16 protein-coding genes are annotated in these 17,843 nt (G+C 55.4%); 3 read left to right on the top strand and 13 right to left on the bottom strand.

The window, feature by feature from the left end; all coding sequences use genetic code 11:
* Nucleotide 1 precedes the first annotated feature (1 nt).
* From fabD to yceD, 5 genes are all read right to left on the bottom strand, one after another.
* Nucleotides 2-931, bottom strand: a complete 930-nt coding sequence (gene fabD / locus ACOTYN_RS17670) for an ACP S-malonyltransferase (RefSeq protein WP_014883378.1) — start codon at nt 929-931, stop codon at nt 2-4.
* Nucleotides 932-947: 16 nt separating this feature from the next.
* Nucleotides 948-1,901 (bottom strand): beta-ketoacyl-ACP synthase III, encoded by a 954-nt coding sequence (locus ACOTYN_RS17665; RefSeq protein WP_023332696.1) that lies wholly within the window; start codon nt 1,899-1,901, stop codon nt 948-950.
* Between the two features lie 6 nt (nt 1,902-1,907).
* A complete protein-coding gene (gene plsX, locus ACOTYN_RS17660; RefSeq protein ID WP_014883376.1) occupies nt 1,908-2,942 on the bottom strand; it encodes a phosphate acyltransferase PlsX in 1,035 nt (344 codons plus the stop codon).
* Between the two features lie 80 nt (nt 2,943-3,022).
* The gene (gene rpmF, locus ACOTYN_RS17655) at nt 3,023-3,196 is read right to left on the bottom strand and encodes a 50S ribosomal protein L32 (protein ID WP_003857964.1); all 174 of its coding nucleotides are present in this window, start codon (nt 3,194-3,196) and stop codon (nt 3,023-3,025) included.
* Nucleotides 3,197-3,212: 16 nt separating this feature from the next.
* Nucleotides 3,213-3,734, bottom strand: coding sequence for a 23S rRNA accumulation protein YceD (gene yceD / locus ACOTYN_RS17650; RefSeq protein ID WP_014883375.1), 522 nt, complete (start codon nt 3,732-3,734; stop codon nt 3,213-3,215).
* Between the two features lie 140 nt (nt 3,735-3,874).
* On the opposite strand from yceD, the gene ACOTYN_RS17645 reads away from it, so the two are divergent.
* Complete coding sequence (locus tag ACOTYN_RS17645) at nt 3,875-4,459, top strand: Maf family protein (RefSeq protein ID WP_023332694.1); 585 nt, start codon at nt 3,875-3,877, stop codon at nt 4,457-4,459.
* Nucleotides 4,460-4,538: 79 nt separating this feature from the next.
* Here ACOTYN_RS17645 and rluC read toward each other — a convergent pair whose 3' ends face one another.
* Nucleotides 4,539-5,486: a 23S rRNA pseudouridine(955/2504/2580) synthase RluC gene (gene rluC, locus ACOTYN_RS17640; protein ID WP_014883373.1), complete on the bottom strand. Its 948-nt coding sequence runs from the start codon at nt 5,484-5,486 to the stop codon at nt 4,539-4,541.
* A 572-nt stretch (nt 5,487-6,058) separates the two neighbouring features.
* On the opposite strand from rluC, the gene rne reads away from it, so the two are divergent.
* Nucleotides 6,059-9,175, top strand: coding sequence for a ribonuclease E (gene rne / locus ACOTYN_RS17635; RefSeq protein WP_023332692.1), 3,117 nt, complete (start codon nt 6,059-6,061; stop codon nt 9,173-9,175).
* 40 nt (nt 9,176-9,215) lie between these two features.
* Here rne and ACOTYN_RS17630 read toward each other — a convergent pair whose 3' ends face one another.
* Complete coding sequence (locus tag ACOTYN_RS17630; RefSeq protein WP_078310215.1) at nt 9,216-10,247, bottom strand: LysR family transcriptional regulator; 1,032 nt, start codon at nt 10,245-10,247, stop codon at nt 9,216-9,218.
* Between the two features lie 16 nt (nt 10,248-10,263).
* On the opposite strand from ACOTYN_RS17630, the gene ACOTYN_RS17625 reads away from it, so the two are divergent.
* On the top strand, nt 10,264-11,478 hold the full coding sequence (locus ACOTYN_RS17625; RefSeq protein WP_071922378.1) for an MFS transporter: 1,215 nt from the start codon (nt 10,264-10,266) through the stop codon (nt 11,476-11,478).
* Between the two features lie 74 nt (nt 11,479-11,552).
* Here ACOTYN_RS17625 and flgL read toward each other — a convergent pair whose 3' ends face one another.
* The 6 genes from flgL to flgG all read right to left on the bottom strand — a co-directional run bounded on the left by flgL (nt 11,553) and on the right by flgG (nt 17,840).
* Nucleotides 11,553-12,506 (bottom strand): flagellar hook-associated protein FlgL, encoded by a 954-nt coding sequence (gene flgL / locus ACOTYN_RS17620; RefSeq protein ID WP_014883369.1) that lies wholly within the window; start codon nt 12,504-12,506, stop codon nt 11,553-11,555.
* Nucleotides 12,507-12,522: 16 nt separating this feature from the next.
* A complete protein-coding gene (flgK, locus tag ACOTYN_RS17615) occupies nt 12,523-14,163 on the bottom strand; it encodes a flagellar hook-associated protein FlgK (protein WP_014883368.1) in 1,641 nt (546 codons plus the stop codon).
* A gap of 75 nt (nt 14,164-14,238) precedes the next feature.
* Nucleotides 14,239-15,192: a flagellar assembly peptidoglycan hydrolase FlgJ gene (gene flgJ / locus ACOTYN_RS17610; protein WP_071922379.1), complete on the bottom strand. Its 954-nt coding sequence runs from the start codon at nt 15,190-15,192 to the stop codon at nt 14,239-14,241.
* Entirely contained in the window at nt 15,192-16,289 is a 1,098-nt protein-coding gene (locus ACOTYN_RS17605) for a flagellar basal body P-ring protein FlgI (RefSeq protein WP_071922380.1), read from the bottom strand. Before ACOTYN_RS17605 ends, flgJ begins: the two co-directional genes overlap by 1 nt.
* A 12-nt stretch (nt 16,290-16,301) precedes the next feature.
* Entirely contained in the window at nt 16,302-17,000 is a 699-nt protein-coding gene (gene flgH / locus ACOTYN_RS17600; RefSeq protein WP_003857987.1) for a flagellar basal body L-ring protein FlgH, read from the bottom strand.
* Nucleotides 17,001-17,057: 57 nt separating this feature from the next.
* Nucleotides 17,058-17,840, bottom strand: a complete 783-nt coding sequence (flgG, locus tag ACOTYN_RS17595) for a flagellar basal-body rod protein FlgG (protein WP_008500810.1) — start codon at nt 17,838-17,840, stop codon at nt 17,058-17,060.
* Nucleotides 17,841-17,843 lie beyond the last annotated feature (3 nt).

Genomic DNA, 17,843 nt, shown 5'->3' with positions numbered 1-17,843 from the left:
TTTATTGCGAGAGTGCCGCTGACATCGCTTCCGGCTCGTTAATCGCGGACGCTGTCAGGGTGTCAACAATACGTTTTGTCAGACCGGTGAGGACCTTACCTGGGCCGACTTCATACAGTTGCTCAACACCCTGAGCGGCCATAAACTCAACGGTTTTGGTCCACTGTACCGGGCTGTAGAGCTGGCGAACCAGCGCGTCGCGGATGGCTTCCGGCGCGGTTTCGCATTTCACATCGACGTTGTTCACAACGGAAATCGTCGGTGCGTTAAAAGTGATTTTTTCCAGCTCAACCGCCAGTTTCTCGGCAGCGGGCTTCATCAGTGCACAGTGAGACGGCACGCTCACCGGCAGCGGCAGTGCACGTTTCGCGCCTGCAGCTTTACAGGCAGCACCGGCACGTTCAACCGCTTCTTTATGACCGGCGATAACAACCTGGCCTGGCGAGTTGAAGTTAACCGGAGAAACCACCTGACCTTCAGCAGACTCTTCACACGCTTTTGCAATCGCGGCATCATCCAGGCCGATAATGGCAGACATGCCACCCGTGCCTTCCGGCACCGCTTCCTGCATGAATTTACCACGCAGTTCTACCAGACGCACCGCGTCAGCAAACGCGATCACACCGGCGCAGACCAGCGCAGAGTATTCTCCCAGGCTATGACCCGCGAGCAGCGCGGGGGCTTTACCACCCTGCTGCTGCCAGACGCGCCACAGTGCAACGGAGGCGGTCAGCAATGCTGGCTGGGTCTGCCAGGTTTTGTTCAGCTCTTCGGCCGGACCCTGTTGAGTCAGCGCCCACAGATCATAACCCAGCGCGTCAGAAGCTTCACGAAAAGTCTCTTCAATGACCGGGTAGTTTGCTGCCATTTCAGACAACATCCCAACGGTTTGAGAACCCTGGCCCGGGAACACAAAAGCAAATTGCGTCATTTTTTTATTCCTTATCCTAGAAACGAACCAGCGCGGAACCCCAGGTGAACCCGCCACCGAAGGCTTCAAGCAAGACCAACTGGCCCCGTTTGATTCGTCCGTCGCGTACCGCTTCATCAAATGCGCACGGTACTGACGCCGCAGAGGTGTTGCCGTGACGGTCCAGCGTCACCACAACGTTATCCATCGACATGCCCAGCTTTTTAGCTGTCGCGCTGATGATACGCAGGTTCGCCTGATGCGGTACCAGCCAGTCGAGTGCGGTACGTTCAAGGTTGTTCGCTTCCAGCGTCTCATCGACAATGTGCGCAAGCTCAGTCACCGCCACCTTGAACACCTCATTACCCGCCATGGTCAGGTAAATAGCGTTATCCGGATTAACGCGATCGGCGTTAGGCAGCGTTAACAGTTCACCGTAGCGACCATCGGCATGCAAATGCGTAGAGATGATACCCGGCTCTTCGGACTGCCCCAGCAGCACCGCGCCTGCACCATCACCAAAAATAATGATCGTCCCGCGATCGGTTGGATCGCAGGTACGCGCCAGTACGTCAGCACCGATCACCAGCGCATATTTGACGGAACCCGATTTAACATACTGATCGGCAATGCTCAGCGCATAGGTAAAGCCTGCACACGCGGCGGCAACGTCAAACGCCGGACAGCCTTTAATACCGAGCATGTTTTGCACCTGGCACGCTGCGCTAGGGAAAGCATGCGTGGCAGACGTCGTAGCGACCACGATCAAGCCAATCTGTTCTTTATCAATGCCCGCCATTTCGATAGCACGCTGTGCGGCTTCGTAACCCATGGTGGACACGGTTTCGTCTGGCGCGGCGATACGACGTTCACGGATACCTGTGCGCGTGACAATCCACTCGTCAGACGTATCTACCATTTTTTCCAGATCGGCGTTGGTACGCACTTGTTTTGGCAGGTAGCTGCCGGTACCTAAAATCTTCGTATACATGTACGCTCAGTCACTTTTAGCTAATACAGATTCCAGGCGAGCGGCAATCCGCTGAGGGACTTGTCGCTGCACCGCCTGCACTGCCTGTTCAATGGCGACAGAAAATGCTCGCTGATTGGCGGCTCCGTGACTCTTAATCACAATGCCGCGCAATCCTAACAGACAGGCGCCATTATACTGGTCGGGGTTGAGGTGACTGAATCGCCGCGTCAGGCTTTTTTGTAACCAACGCTTCAATAAAATCAGCCACCAGGCACTTTTTTTGCCCTCTCCCTGAGATTTCAGCAGAGAAAGGAACATGCGCACGACCCCTTCCATGGTCTTCAACGTGACGTTCCCGGTGAAGCCATCGCACACCAGAACGTCCGTTTTCCCCGTCAGCAACTCATTGGCTTCGAGATAACCAATATAGTTGATGGAGGGAACCTGTTTGAGCATTTCAGCAGCTTCGCGAATGCTGTCCAGGCCTTTGGTCTCTTCTTCACCAATATTTAATAACGCCACGCGGGGATTCTTAATCCCGACCACGTCTTCTGCCAGCACCGATCCCATCACGGCGAACTGAGCCAGCATGGTACTATCACAATCCACGTTAGCACCGAGATCCAGCACCACCGTTTTGCCCTTTTGTTGATGCGGTAATACCGTCACCAGCGCCGGGCGCTCAATGCCCTCAATCGGCTTGAGCAATAATTTCGACAGCCCCATCAGCGCGCCGGTATTTCCCGCACTGACGCAAGCCTGCGCTCGCCCTTCTTTCACCAGCTCCAGCGCGATCCGCATTGAGCTCCCACGGCTGTTGCGAATCGCCTGCGAAGGCCGGGCATCACTGGCAATAACTGACTGCGCAGGAATAATCTGCAGACGTGAACGTTGTTCAAAGTCAGCTTTTGCAAGTAATGGCGTGATTGTGTCGGGATTACCGACTAAAAGAAGTGTGAGTTGCGAATTAGAATTCAGTGCCTGCAATGCTGCAGGCACTGTCACGGAAGGGCCAAAATCTCCCCCCATGACATCTAACGCCAGGGTTAGACGTGTCAAGGTATCGTCGCAGCCTGGTTCGGTAACTTCCCCGTTTGCACGGGGAAATCTTCACTAAGCCTAATCACGCTGACGCGTGATTACTTAGTGATAACCTTGCGGCCGCGGTAGAAACCGTCAGCGGTGATGTGGTGACGCAGGTGTTTCTCACCAGAAGTCTTGTCTACAGACAGGCTGGTAACTGCAGTCAGCGCGTCATGGGAACGACGCATGCCACGTTTGGAACGGGTTGGTTTATTCTGTTGTACGGCCATGGACCTTACTCCTCAATTACTTACGCTTTAAGCTGGCTAATACGGCAAATGGGTTTGGTTTTTGCGCTTCATCAGGCAATTCCCCAAAGACCATGTCCGCCTCGGACACTTCACAGTGTTCAGAATCATGCACCGGAACCACTGGCAAGGTGAGGATGATTTCATCTTCAACCAGAGCCAGAAGATCGATTTCACCGAATTCGTTAACCTCAATCGGCTCATACGCTTCCGGGAGTGCTTCAGCCTGTTCGTCAGAACGAACCGGACTAAAACAATACGTTGTGTGAACATGCTGTACAAACGGTTTCCCGCAACGCTGACACTCGAGGGTTACCGTCACCTTTGCATCACCGGTTAAAACGGCGAGACGCTGGTTGTCGATAGCGAACGACATGGAGCATTCTACATCACTGTCCACACTGACTACGGATTCGGCAATACGCTCAGCCTGATCGGAAGTATAAATACCTTCGTAATCGAGGCGTTTTTGAGCCGTACGAACCGGATCAAGAGTCAGGGGTAATTTTACCTTTTGCATAGGGCGCGCATATTAACTTTGTAACGTCATAGAGTCAAAGAAAAAGGCAACCAGAGCTGCCTTTTGCCAATTATTCGCACACATTGCGGCCTGTAGTTTAAAATGGCTGGCATCGATACGCTATATCTGGTGATAAAAATATGCCAAATCTCGTCCTTGCCTCCACTTCTCCTTACCGCCGAATGTTGCTGGAAAAGCTAGGGATCCCGTTTGAATGCGCCGCACCGGATGTTGATGAAACGCCACAGCCTGGTGAATCACCACGACATCTGGTGAGCCGTCTCGCTAAGGAGAAGGCACAGTCGCTCGCCGCGCGCTATCCTTCACACTTGATTATAGGCTCCGATCAGGTTTGTGTGCTGGACGGAGAAATAACAGGTAAACCGCACACTGAAGAGAACGCGTTCAAACAGCTTATGCAGGCGCGTGGCAACATTGTGACCTTTTATACGGGTCTGGCGCTCTATAACTCCGCCTCTGGTCATCTGCAAACGGAGTGTGAGCCTTTTGACGTGCACTTCCGCCATCTCAGCGAGCAGGAGATCATGGATTATGTACGCCGGGAGCGTCCGCTGAACTGTGCGGGAAGTTTTAAAAGTGAAGGATTGGGGATTGCGCTATTCGACAAGCTGGACGGTCGCGATCCGAATACGCTGGTGGGATTACCGCTGATTGCACTGTGCCAGATGTTGCGCAGAGAAGCGTGTAATCCGCTGACCCTGTGACGTTTGCCCAGCGGCGCTTCGCTTGCATGGGCCTACAGGTTTCGTAGGCCGGGTAAGCGCAGCGCCACCCGGCACATAATCAGCCGCGCAAAACCTTCAGGCAGCGTTTCAACTGCTCATCCAGCGGCGCTTCAATACGAATGACTTCCCCGGTATTCGGATGGGTAAACTTCAGCGCAGCCGCATGCAGGAACAGACGAGACAAGCCGGTTCCCGCCAGCTGCTTATCAAATTCGCGATCGCCATAGCGGTCATCAAACGCAATCGGATGGCCCGCAAACTGGGTATGCACGCGAATCTGATGGGTACGCCCCGTCACCGGGCTGCAGCGTACCAGCGTGGCAAACTCATAGCGCTCTTCAACTTTAAAGCGCGTCTCAGACGGTTTCCCTTCCTGGTTTACGCGGACGATGCGCTCACCGCTTTGCAGAATGTTCTTCAGCAACGGCGCCTGCACCACTTTCACATGGGACTGCCACTGACCGCGCACCAGCGCGAGATAATCTTTCTGCATGCCTTTCTCACGCAGTTGCTCATGCAGGGAACGCAGCGCGGAACGCTTTTTCGCCACCAGCAGCACGCCGGAGGTATCGCGGTCAAGACGGTGAACCAGCTCGAGGAAACGGGCTTCCGGACGCAGCGCGCGTAACCCTTCAATCACGCCGAAGCTCAGGCCGCTACCGCCGTGGACTGCGGTCCCTGACGGCTTGTTCAGCACCAGAATGTGGTCGTCTTCATACAGGATCACATCACTCAGAGCCGCCACTTTCTGTAATTTAGGTGAAACGGTCTCTTCTTCACGCTCGGCAACGCGCACCGGCGGAATGCGCACTTCATCACCCGCCTCGAGTTTGTACTCGGGCTTCACGCGTTTTTTGTTAACCCGCACCTCGCCCTTACGCAGGATGCGGTAAATCATGCTCTTTGGCACCCCTTTCAGTTGGGTACGCAAAAAGTTGTCGATACGTTGCCCCGCGTCATCATCCGCGATAGCAACCATTTTTACGGCTGGAGTCTCTGTTTTCATGGTTGGCGATTCTAAATATCGTCAGCCATTAGCGCCACTCATTTTTCTATGCTTATATTTACTTTTGTCCGGCCTGCACCCCGTTTCACGCAATCGATTTGGTGGTTATTAAACCAATCACCGTTTTGAAGTGAAGAAACTGTGAGTAACCGGGTGATAATTGGTAAAAGTCATCTTGCTATAACCCGGCGAGCAGTGGAATAATGAAGCCGTTTTCCGTGTTAAATCCTGGTTACGTAAGGATGTTGACGGAATGACCAATTTTGCCTGACCGATCATCCACGCAGCAATGGCGTAAGACGTATTGATCTTTCAGGCAGTTAGCGGGCTGCGGGTTGCAGTACTTCCCGGTATAAGGATTGTTCTCTGGAGAGTTCTACCCAGGCAATTCCCCTGATAATTGCGCTGTGTTTCCGTATGAAATACAGGCAACCGACACTCTGCGCCTCTTAAGCGAGCGACAACCGTGAGGTTGGCGACGTGAACAGACACGAGGCCATCGGTTCATACCCCGGAAAGCGTCACCTTGCCCGCAGCTTTGTCGTCAATGTAAGAATAACGAGTAAGTTACGATGAAAAGAATGTTAATCAACGCAACTCAGCAAGAAGAGTTGCGTGTCGCCCTTGTGGATGGGCAGCGCCTGTACGATCTGGATATCGAAAGTCCTGGACACGAACAGAAAAAAGCGAACATTTACAAAGGTAAAATCACCCGCATTGAACCCAGCCTTGAAGCTGCATTTGTTGATTACGGTGCTGAGCGTCATGGTTTCCTCCCTCTGAAAGAAATCGCCCGCGAATATTTCCCTGCCAACTACAACGCCCATGGCCGCCCAAACATCAAAGATGTTCTGCGTGAAGGTCAGGAAGTTATCGTCCAGATTGATAAAGAAGAGCGTGGCAACAAAGGTGCCGCACTGACTACCTTTATTAGCCTGGCAGGGAGCTATCTGGTGCTGATGCCAAACAACCCGCGTGCGGGTGGCATCTCTCGCCGTATCGAAGGTGATGACCGTACCGAGCTGAAAGAAGCGCTGGCAAGCCTTGAGCTGCCGGATGGCATGGGGCTTATCGTGCGTACCGCAGGCGTGGGCAAATCTGCCGAAGCGCTGCAGTGGGACTTAAGCTTCCGCCTGAAGCACTGGGAAGCTATCCAGAAAGCTGCAGAAAGCCGCCCTGCTCCGTTCCTGATCCACCAGGAAAGCAACGTTATCGTGCGTGCCTTCCGTGACTACCTGCGTCAGGACATCGGTGAAATCCTGATCGACAACCCAAAAGTGCTTGAACTGGCTCGCCAGCACATCGCCGCACTGGGTCGTCCGGATTTCACCAGCAAAATCAAACTGTACACCGGTGAAATCCCGCTGTTCAGCCACTATCAGATTGAATCCCAGATTGAGTCAGCCTTCCAGCGTGAAGTGCGTCTGCCTTCCGGCGGTTCTATCGTTATCGATACCACTGAAGCGCTGACCGCTATCGACATCAACTCCGCGCGTGCTACACGCGGCGGTGACATCGAAGAGACCGCCTACAACACTAACCTCGAAGCCGCTGATGAAATCGCCCGCCAGCTCCGCCTGCGCGATCTGGGTGGTCTGATTGTTATCGACTTCATCGACATGACCCCTGTACGCCACCAGCGTGCGGTTGAAAACCGTCTGCGCGAAGCGGTGCGTCAGGACAGGGCGCGTATCCAGATTAGCCATATCTCACGCTTTGGCCTGCTGGAGATGTCTCGTCAGCGTCTGAGCCCGTCTCTCGGCGAGTCCAGCCATCACGTTTGTCCGCGCTGCTCCGGCACCGGTACCGTGCGTGATAACGAATCTCTGTCCCTCTCCATTCTGCGTCTGATTGAAGAAGAAGCGCTGAAAGAGAACACCAAAGAGGTTCACGCCATTGTGCCGGTGCCCGTTGCCTCTTACCTGCTGAACGAAAAACGTGCAGCGGTAAGTGCTATCGAAGCACGTCAGGGCGGCGTTCGCTGTATCATCGTGCCAAACGACCAGATGCAGACCCCACACTATCACGTGCTGCGCGTGCGTAAGGGCGAAGAGACGACCACTCTCAGCTACCTGCTGCCGAAGCTGCATGAAGAAGAGATGGCGCTGCCTTCCGATGAGGAACCCGCCGAGCGCAAACTGCCAGAGCAGCCTGCGTTAGCCACTTTCATCATGCCAGAAGCACCGCCAGAAGCGGCCCTGGAAAAACCGGTCACTAAACCTGTCGTGCAGAAACCAGAAGCCGCTGCACCGAAAGCCCAGCCGGCGCAACCGGGTCTGCTGAGCCGCTTCTTCGGCGCGCTGAAAAAGATGTTTGCGGGTGAAGAAGTCCAGCCAGAGCAGCCGAAAGAAGAACCAAAAGCGGCTAAACCTGAGCGTCAGCAGGATCGTCGTAAACGTCAGAACAACCGCCGCGATCGTAATGACCGCAACGACCGTAACGATCGTAACGACCGTCGTGACAACCGTTCAGACAACAGCGAAGGCCGTGAGCAACGCGAAGACAACCGTCGCAACCGTCGCGAGAAACAACAGCAGAACGTTGAAGATCGTGAAATTCGCCAGCAGGCGGGCGATGAGTCTGAGAAAGGCAAACAGCGTGACGACCAGCAGCCACGTCGCGAACGTAGCCGTCGTCGTAACGACGAGAAACGTCAGGCGCAGCAGGAAGTCAAAAATCTGAACCGCGAAGAGCCTGTAGAGCAGCAGGACAGCGAGCAGGAAGAACGTACTCAGGTTATGCCACGTCGTAAGCAGCGCCAGCTGACGCAGAAAGTGCGCATTGGTGCTCCTCAGGCAGAAGAAACCGCAGCTGTAGTGGCTGAAGTACCGGAAGCCGCAACGGGTACGCAGATTGCAAAAGTTGATCTGCCAGCCGTTGTGGAAAATCACGTTGAGCAGGATGAGAATGGGGAAAACCGTGACAACGCAGGCATGCCGCGCCGTTCACGTCGTTCTCCGCGTCATCTGCGCGTCAGCGGCCAGCGTCGTCGTCGTTACCGTGACGAGCGTTACCCGACTCAGTCTCCAATGCCGTTGACCGTCGCGTGCGCGTCACCTGAAATGGCATCCGGCAAAGTCTGGATCCGTTACCCGGTTGCTCGCCCGGAGCAGGCTGTTGAAGAACAGGCTGTGACCGAAGAGGTGATTGCACCTGTCGCCGCGGTTGAAGAGGTCGTGACTGAAGCCGCAACCGTGGTTGAGCCTCAGGCTGTTGAAACAGCAGAACCTCAGGCTGTAGAAGTCGAAACCACGCACCCTGAAGTGATTGCCGCGCCGGTTGAAGCCGCTCCACAGCTGATTGCTGAAGAAGATGTCGTGGTCGCTAAGGACGTCGCTGAAGAGGCTGAACCTGTAGCCGCAGTGGAAGAGACCGCTGAAGCCATCGTCGAAACCACCGCTGAAGACGTTGTTCAGGACGTTGAGATTCAGGTTGAACCGGTTGTCGAAGACGTGAAAGCGCCTGAAGTGGAGCCAGAGCCGGTTAAGATTGTCGCCGCGCCTGCGCCAGTTCACGTTGCAACAGCGCCGATGACACGTGCTCCGGCACCGGATTATGTGCCTGAAGCACCGCGTCACAGCGACTGGGTTCGCCCGGAATTCAACTTCGAAGGTAAAGGTGCAGCCGGTGGTCACAGTGCTACGCACAAGGCTACTGCACCAGCCACCCGTCCGCAGTCTGTTGAATAACGGACGCTGGCGCTGAAAGCCGACCTTCGGGTCGGCTTTTTTATGGCTGCTGCACGGGCTTTCTCATTCCCGTTACCTCCGGCATGACCTGCCGCATCAACTCCAGAAAACGCCGCAAACGCGCAGGATAATAACGAGACCAGGGATAAACCAGATGCACCGGTAATGCCGCCGGTTGCCACTCTGGCAGCACATGCACCAGCCGCCCTTCCCGAATATCGTCATGTACCGTCCAGCTTGACACTACCGCCACACCCAGCCCGGTGAGTGCCGTTTTACGTGCAACATACAGGCTGTCGGTGCTGAGGCGCGGAGTAATGTCAATTCGCGCGGTGGCTGACGACGCATCATGAAAAAGCTCTACATGACGCTGGTAGAAAGAGTTAATGGCAATCCACGGAAACGGTTGCAAATCCTCAGGCGTGTTAACCGCCGGGAAACGGGCCAGTAATGCCGGAGATGCCACCACCGAGCGCGGCACTTCCGCCAGCAGCACGGATACGGTCGCCGGATCGACTTCTGCCCCCACCCGAATAGCACAATCAAGGTTGTCACCGAGAAAATCAGCCGACCGATCGTTGAGCAACCATTCAATGGAAAGCTGCGGATAACGCTGCAAAAACTCGGTTAACGGTTGCAGGAGTTGATCCTGACCAAACGCGTGCGGTGCCCGCACCCTCAGCACACCTACCGGTTCATCTTCCGTCTGCCCCACCTCATCTTCCAGTGCCAGCCAGCTGTCAATCACCCGACGAGCGTGCTGATAGCAGCGTTCACCGTCATCCGTCAGCCGTGTCGTATGGGTGGTGCGCAACATCAGGCGTACGCCCAGCATCGTCTCAAGCGATTGCAGCCGTCGACTCACCGTGGCCTGGGTTGTTGCCAGCTGGCGTGCCGCAGCAGAGAGTGAACCAGCCTCAACAATACGGACAAACGTTCGCATTAACTCCACCCTGTCTATACGCTCAACTCTTTTCATTATCTTTCCACTTATACGTTCAACGTATAAGCGTTTTACCACCGGGCCCGCTACCGTCGCAAGGCGTCCTGGTAAAAAATAGCCGTACACCATGAATGAGGAATGTCTTATGAACACAACCACTGCCGCCCATGCCGTAAGCCGCTGGGTCATTTTAATGCTGGCACTCGGGGCTGGCTTTAGCGTGGCATCTATCTATTATGCCCAGCCTCTGCTGCCCCTGATGGGCGTAGACCTTCACCTGAGTATTGAAGGAATGGGCATGGTCCCGACGCTCACCCAGGCCGGTTATGCCTTAGGGATCCTGTTCCTGTTACCGCTCGGCGACCGCCACGACCGCAGAACATTGATCCTGATAAAAAGTGCGGCGCTGGCGCTGTTTCTTCTGGGCTGTAGTCTGACCGGACAAATCCACTCCCTGCTGCTGGCAAGCCTGCTCATCGGCATGGCCGCCACCATGGCGCAGGATATTGTCCCGGCAGCGGCTATTCTTGCGCCGGAAGGTAAACAGGGGAAAACCGTGGGTACGGTGATGACCGGTCTGCTGCTGGGGATTTTGCTCTCCCGAACCGTCAGCGGTGTCGTGGGCGAAGCGTTCGGCTGGCGCGTGATGTATCAGCTGGCTGCGGCAAGCATTGCATTTATCGGCATGGTGATGTGGGCGGTACTTCCTCGTTTTGCCATTCACTCCACGCTGAGCTATCCCGCGCTTATGCGCTCAATGGCACATTTGTGGCGTCGTTACCCCGCTCTGCGCCGTGCGGCGCTGGCTCAGGGTTTTCTGTCGATTGCCTTTAGTGCCTTCTGGTCTACGCTGGCGGTCATGCTGCTGGAACGCTATCACCTCGGGAGTGCAGTCGCGGGTGGTTTTGGTATCGCCGGTGCGGCCGGTGCGTTAGCCGCGCCGCTGGCGGGTGGTCTGGCAGACAAATTGGGTGCCGGGAAAGTCACGCAGCTCGGTGCTATCCTCGTGACCATCTCGTTTGCCCTGATGTTCCTGATGCCCGCGCTGGGGGTGCACGGACAGCTGGTTCTGATTGCCCTCTCTGCCGTCGGGTTCGATCTGGGTCTGCAGTCCAGCCTGGTTGCACACCAGAATCTGGTCTATAGCCTTGAACCGCAGGCGCGCGGTCGTCTTAACGCCCTGCTCTTTACCGTGATCTTTATCGGCATGGCATTGGGCTCCGCATTAGGCAGCAATATTTATACGCTGGCGGGCTGGACGGGCGTGGTCGCTCTGGCAACGGTATGCGGCATCATTGCGCTGGCAATCCGTCTGGTTGAAAGCGCCCGCCTCGCCTCAGCGCCGGCGGAAATGGCATAAAAAAAATGCCCAATCCAGACGGATTGGGCAGCAAAACATGCCAGTTTCAAGACATGTTCTAAGAGGTCAAGATGTTATTTGTTCAGCTGGAACAGAGACATGCCCTGCATATCGCTAAACGCTTTATACGAGGCCTGCAAGGCCGCCTGCTGCATGGTGTAGGATGAAATTACCGAGTTCCAGTCCACGTCAACCAGGTCACTCATCTGTTGGGTCTGGCCCAGAGCACGGTCTTCACCCAGAGAATCCAGCTTCCCTAGCTCATCCAGCTTAATGCCGAGATCGGCGCGCACGGTCAGAACGTTGTTGAGAGAGTTGCTCAGGCCACGGTTGGCTTTATCAATAGCCGCAGTAAACGCCTCGGCTTTCGTTTCGTCATCACCAATCGGCGTATTCAGCGCCCCGATAGCGGTGTCGAGGATCTTGAACAAATTCGTTTCCTGCGTACTCCCCGCCGGCTCTGGTTTCGCATTGCTGGTGAAGCTGTCGAAAACTTCTGCGCCCGTATGGCTTATTTGCATCGTGCGCGCGGAGTCAACCTGCTGGCTGATTGGCGTCCCGCCGCCCTTATAGTCACCGGTAGTCTGGTCAAAAGCCGCCGCTTCGGTTTTGTATCCTGAAAAGATATAGCGACCGTTACCGTCCGTGCTGTTAGCCAGGTTCATTAGCTGATCGCGAATACCTTGCAGGTTCGTTGCCAGCGAAGCGCGGTCATCATCACTTAACGTGCCGTTGCCCGCATTGACAATCTTTTCCTGAGCAGCCTGGATAGCGGTTGTCACTTGCGATAACACGTTCTCTTCCAGCGAAACTTTTGTCGTAGCGAAGGAGCGCGCCAGCGCATACTGGCTGTTTTGTGTTTGAGCCTGAGAGAGCACAACGGCCTGCGAGGCGGCAATCGGGTCGTCAGAAGGACGGTTGACGCGCTTACCCGTAGACATCTGCTCGCCGTAGCTTAGCCAGAGGCTTTGGGAGTTCGTCACGCCGCGCATGCTTTGCTCATACATCATTTGAGTACTAATACGCATTTTTTATGCCTCAGCCTTAGCGGATATTGATCAATGCATCAAACAGCGTACTCGCCGTTTGAAGCACCTGCGCATTCGCCAGATAGTACTGCTGATAGCGCTGGAGGTTGCCATACTCTTCATCCAGGTTAACCCCGGAGATTGACTGCTGTTGTTTGGTAAGCTGCGTCACCACGTTAACTTTGGTTTCACTGCTGGTTTTCAGCGACGCCGTGGTGCTACCCACCGTACTGACCAGTGAGGCATAAGCATCGTTAAAGGTTTTATTCCCACCCACCAGCCTGGCGCTCTGCAAATCCAGGAGCTTTTGGCCATTGGTATTGTCGCTTGCTCCGCTTCCATTCGCTGAAGCCATCGCCAGTTTGGACTCGTCGCTGATCGTAACGTCCATATTGATGATAACGTCATTCACCGGTTTGACGATGAAACTGTCTTTAGTATTGGCTGAGCCACTAATATTGACGTTGAGACCATCAAACGACAGATTACCACTGGTATCAGGCTGGGCCGTGAAGCTGGTGTTGTCTGAAAGACGCGTGATTGTCCAGTCAGTACCGTTGTACTCAACTTTATAGTTTGTCGCCTGGACCTTAGTACTGTCCGTCATCGTGGCCGTAACAGACGCACTTCCGGTATTTTTGCCATTACTCAGCACCGCCGGAGATCCAAAGTCGAACAGTTTACCGCCCGGGTCGCCGTTTGCATCAAAGCCAGCCTGATGCTGGGTATTCATGGCATCAGCAAACGCCAGCGCCATCTGGTTAAGTGTATTTCGCGCCTGATCCAGATCCTGAGAACGAAACGTTAACAGCCCCCCAAGCGACCCCGTGGTGATCTGTTTTTCCTTGATCTCCACGCTACCCGCTACGGCATCCACATAAGCAATGGTTGTACGCGCAGGATCCGCGCTGGATTTCACCGCCGCCAGCTGGCTTGCGTTGCTGCCCTGTACCAGGCTGTAGCCGTTGGCGATAGAGATGTTGTAGGTGCCACTGTCCTGTATGGTGACGTCAACACCGACAATCTTATTCAGTTCACTCACCAGCTGATCGCGCTGGTCGAGCAGTTCGTTAGGCGAGGCACCCGCGCCAACACCGGTGAGACGGGAAATTTGATCGTTCAGATTGGCAATCTGCTTCGCATAGTTATTGATCTGATCGACGCTGGTAGAAATCGCCGTATTAACCTGTGAATCCTGGTCACGGAGATACTGATCGTTCGTTTTGAACTGATTCACCAGACCGTCCGCTTTACCCAGCACCGTTTGACGTGCAGCCGGGTCTTCGGCGTTGCTCACCAGCGTTTGCAGACTCTTGAAGAAATCCTGCAGGGTGGTCGAAAGCGAGTTCGTGGTATCGGAGAGCACATCGTCAATTTTTGACATCTGCTGATAGCGCGTCGTCAGGCCGCTGCTCTGGGTCTGCGCGGCGCGCAGCTGGTTGGTAATGAAAGCGTCATACTCACGCTGGACACCGGAGACATACACCCCGTTACCCACCCAGCCACCGCCGGTCAGCGTGCTGTTAGAGGCACCCAGTACCGTGGTCTGGCGGGTGTAACCTGCCACGTTATAGCTTGAAATATTATTACTGACGGTATTGAGTGCCGACTGCGCGGCACTGAGGCCACTCATGGCGCTGTTAATCAAACTGGACATGGGGGTTCCTTTTATACGTTCAGACACGAGTCCTGATGAAGGTTATCGGCAACCTCCACCGGGACTTGAGAACTTTCAGAACAGATTTTCAATATCTGTGCTATAGGCTTTACTGACCTTCTCGCCCATGGATTTCAGCTGCTGGATCATGCTGGTAAGCTTACGAGCGTAGTTCGGGTCGGTCGCGTAGCCTGCGTTTTGCAAAGCCTGAGCGCCCTGCTCCGCCGTCGCCGCCTGCGTAACGGCGGTATAACGTGGATTTCGGCTCAGCAGACCGACATAGTCGGACAATGCTTCCAGATAGGAGCTATAAACACGGAATTTCGCTTTCACCTTCACCGCCGCACCGTTCTCGTATTCGGTGGTGGTGATCTCCGTTGTCGGTCCCTTCCAGCTGGAGGTGGCCTTCACACCGAAGATGTTAAAGCTCGGGTCGCCGTTTTCCTTACGGATCTGGCGCTGTCCCCACCCGGATTCCAGCGCGGCCTGAGCCAGAATCAGATGGTGTGGCACACCGCTCTGCTCACTGGCAAGACGGGCCGGCAGCGAAAGCTGCGCCAGAAAGTCTTTGCTGTCACCGGAGAGCGGCTCGTCGCTGCTCACCGTCGCCTTCGGTATCGCTTTACGCACCATTTGCGTCAGGGCATGGTTCTGATAGCTGGTCACCGTTTGCAGGTCAAACTTCATCGGTACCTGCTGCGGCTCATCTTTCGGCTGGATCCCCTGCGCGGCTTCGGTCTGTTTGACTATCATGTCAGCCAGACCGAGGCCTTTACCGGCGGTCATCTGCTGCGCAATCTGCTGGTCATACATGCTGGTGTAAAGACGCGTTGAATCGCTGCTGAACATCCCGTCTTTCGGCAGGGTTTCACGCATGCTTTTCAGCATCATCTGTACAAACATCCCTTCCACCTGGCGGGCGACCGGGCGGATATTCGCCGCCGGGTCTTTACCTGCTTTGGTTTTCAGTTCGTTGAGCGACTGGGCATCCCAGGCGGCACTGGTCAACAGTTTGCTATCGGTCAGCATCAGATGATTTCCAGTTTGGCGCGCAGACAGCCTGCACTTTGCATGGACTGCAGAATGGACATCAGATCCATCGGCGTGGCACCCAGCGCATTCAGCGCACGCACGACGCTGTTCAGGTTGGCGCTGGAACGTACGCTCTGCAGAGAACCACCGCTCTGACGTAAATCAATCTGCGTTTGTGGCGTCACCACCGTCTGGCCGCCACCAAATGGGGTATCCGGCTGGCTGACGTTGGCAGAACGGTTAACCGTCACGGAGAGGTTACCCTGCGCCACGGCGCAGCTATCCAGCGAGACTTCCCGGTTCATCACCACGGAGCCCGTACGGGAGTTGATGATCACTTTGGCATCCTGAACAGGGACGTTCACTTCCATATTCTGGATATCGGCCAGCATGCGCACCTGGTTGCTGCTGCCTGTGGAGGTACGGATCTGCACGGTACGGGCATCCAGCGCCGTCGCACTGCCATAGCCGCGGCTGCGGTTGATGGTGTCGGCGATCTGCTGCGCCATGGTGAAATCTTCGTTGTTCAGCTGCAGGTTGATGGTATTCCCGGCGCCGAACTGGGTTGGCAGTTCACGCTCAATGATCGCGCCGTTGGTAATGCGTCCGCCGTTCAGCTGGTTCACCTGCACACTGCTACCGCCAGCTGAGGCCCCCGCACCGCCGACCAGAATGTTACCCTGCGCCAGGGCATAGACCTGGCTGTCGACGCCTTTCAGGGGCGTCATCAGCAGCGTACCGCCGCGCAGGCTTTTGGCGTTCCCCATAGAGGAGACCACCACATCAATGGTCTGCCCCTGGCGTGCAAACGCCGGGTAAGAGGCCGTGACCATGACCGCAGCCACGTTTTTCAGCTGCATGTTGGTTCCCGCCGGAACGGTAATACCGAGCTGGGAAAGCATGTTGTTCAGGCTCTGCGTCGTGAATGGCGTCTGGGTTGTCTGGTCACCCGTACCGTCCAGCCCCACCACCAGGCCATAGCCAATCAGCGCGTTCTCGCGTACGCCCTGAACGCTGGTGAGATCGCGAATACGGTCAGCCTGGGCAAAGGTAGCCACCAGAACCAGCGCCACGGCGAAGATCGATTTAAACATGGGTCACCTCGCTTACATCGGCGATAAATTAAGGAAGAAGCGCTGCAGCCAACCCATATTTTGCGCTTCATTAATGTAGCCGTTACCGACGTACTCAATGCGCGCATCCGCCACCTGAGTGGACGGAACGGTGTTGGTGCCGCTGATGGTGCGTGGATTCACCACGCCCGAGAAGCGAATGAATTCAGTGCCCTGGTTAATGGCGATCTGTTTTTCACCCACAACGTGTAAGTTGCCGTTGACCAGCACCTGGTCAACCGTGACCGTCAGCGTACCGCTAAAGGTATTGCTGGCGTTCGCGCCACCTTTACCGTTAAAGGTATTTCCGCCGGAAGCCTCAACGTCCGCTCGCGCATTGCCGAAGAGCCCTTGCAGATAACGCGGTACGGTGTCAAAGCCAAAATTGGTTTTGCCATCGCGGCTGGCATTCGCCGACGAGCTCTTGCTCGCGCTGACGTTTTCCTGCAGCACAATGGTCAATGTATCGCCGACGTTACGCGGGCGGCGATCTTCAAACAGCGGCTGATAACCGTAATTAATCGGCTGCGCGGTCTGGAAAATAGAGCCGTTTACCACTGGCGCAGGGCCAGGAACGGGTTGGGCAGTCGTCGCACCCTGGACTAATGGTTTAGACGGGATCCAGGCACACCCGCTGAGGGTGACGGCCAGGACAGTCAGTATCGGATAACGAAACGCCGCGTTTTTTTGCATTGCCTTCATCTTCGAAAACAGGGAGCCGGTGCGGCGTTTACCGCACCGGGCTACACCTTAGAGTTGCGTCAGTTTTTGCAGCATCTGATCGGTCGTCGAGACTGCTTTACTGTTAATTTCATACGCGCGCTGAACCTGGATCATATTCACCAGCTCTTCCGCCACGTTCACGTTGGAGGTTTCTACATACCCCTGATACAGCAAACCCGCACCGTTCAGACCCGGCGTGCTTTCATTTGGCGTACCGGAGGATTGCGTTTCGGTGTAGAGGTTCTCGCCAATGCTTTCCAGACCGGTATCGTTCATGAAGGTGGTCAGGTTGAGCTGTCCGACCTGGACCGGCGCAGCCTGGCCCTGCTGGGTCACGCTGACCACACCGTCGCGGCCGATAGTAATGCTCAGAGCGTTCGCCGGAATGGTGATCGCAGGTTGAACCTGGAAACCGCCCGCCGTCACCAGCTGGCCGTTCTGATCGACCTGGAACGAGCCGTCACGGGTATAGGCAGAAGTACCGTCAGGCAACTGCACCTGGAAGAAGCCCTGACCTTTGATTGCCACGTCTTTACTGTTGTTGGTCTGAGACAGGTTGCCCTGGCTGTGCAGACGCTCGGTGGCCACCGGGCGAACACCGGTACCGATCTGCAGACCTGACGGCAACGTCGTCTGTTCAGAAGACTGCGCGCCCGGCTGACGGATGGTTTGATAAAGCAAATCTTCGAAAACGGCGCGCTGACGCTTGAAACCATTGGTGCTGACGTTTGCCAGGTTGTTGGCAATCACATCCATGTTGGTTTGCTGCGCGTCCAGGCCAGTTTTCGCGATCCATAAAGAACTGATCATAAA

It is taken from the genome of Enterobacter cloacae complex sp. IR5458, assembly GCF_049238025.1.
Taxonomy (GTDB): Bacteria; Pseudomonadota; Gammaproteobacteria; order Enterobacterales; family Enterobacteriaceae; genus Enterobacter; species Enterobacter kobei.
The sequence above is the reverse complement of the archived record's forward strand: the minus strand, read 5'-3'. Positions and strand labels throughout refer to the sequence as shown.

What these genes read in the sequence shown, in the direction of transcription:
- ACOTYN_RS17645 (WP_023332694.1), top strand. Translation starts at nt 3,875, where the DNA reads ATGCCAAATCTCGTCCTTGCCTCCACTTCTCCTTACCGCCGAATGTTG.
- flgG (WP_008500810.1), bottom strand. Translation starts at nt 17,840, where the DNA reads ATGATCAGTTCTTTATGGATCGCGAAAACTGGCCTGGACGCGCAGCAA.
- rluC (WP_014883373.1), bottom strand. Translation starts at nt 5,486, where the DNA reads ATGAAAACAGAGACTCCAGCCGTAAAAATGGTTGCTATCGCGGATGAT.
- ACOTYN_RS17630 (WP_078310215.1), bottom strand. Translation starts at nt 10,247, where the DNA reads ATGGTGTACGGCTATTTTTTACCAGGACGCCTTGCGACGGTAGCGGGC.
- flgH (WP_003857987.1), bottom strand. Translation starts at nt 17,000, where the DNA reads ATGCAAAAAAACGCGGCGTTTCGTTATCCGATACTGACTGTCCTGGCC.
- ACOTYN_RS17605 (WP_071922380.1), bottom strand. Translation starts at nt 16,289, where the DNA reads ATGTTTAAATCGATCTTCGCCGTGGCGCTGGTTCTGGTGGCTACCTTT.
- fabD (WP_014883378.1), bottom strand. Translation starts at nt 931, where the DNA reads ATGACGCAATTTGCTTTTGTGTTCCCGGGCCAGGGTTCTCAAACCGTT.
- flgJ (WP_071922379.1), bottom strand. Translation starts at nt 15,192, where the DNA reads ATGCTGACCGATAGCAAACTGTTGACCAGTGCCGCCTGGGATGCCCAG.
- flgL (WP_014883369.1), bottom strand. Translation starts at nt 12,506, where the DNA reads ATGCGTATTAGTACTCAAATGATGTATGAGCAAAGCATGCGCGGCGTG.
- rne (WP_023332692.1), top strand. Translation starts at nt 6,059, where the DNA reads ATGAAAAGAATGTTAATCAACGCAACTCAGCAAGAAGAGTTGCGTGTC.
- rpmF (WP_003857964.1), bottom strand. Translation starts at nt 3,196, where the DNA reads ATGGCCGTACAACAGAATAAACCAACCCGTTCCAAACGTGGCATGCGT.
- ACOTYN_RS17665 (WP_023332696.1), bottom strand. Translation starts at nt 1,901, where the DNA reads ATGTATACGAAGATTTTAGGTACCGGCAGCTACCTGCCAAAACAAGTG.
- ACOTYN_RS17625 (WP_071922378.1), top strand. Translation starts at nt 10,264, where the DNA reads ATGAACACAACCACTGCCGCCCATGCCGTAAGCCGCTGGGTCATTTTA.
- yceD (WP_014883375.1), bottom strand. Translation starts at nt 3,734, where the DNA reads ATGCAAAAGGTAAAATTACCCCTGACTCTTGATCCGGTTCGTACGGCT.
- flgK (WP_014883368.1), bottom strand. Translation starts at nt 14,163, where the DNA reads ATGTCCAGTTTGATTAACAGCGCCATGAGTGGCCTCAGTGCCGCGCAG.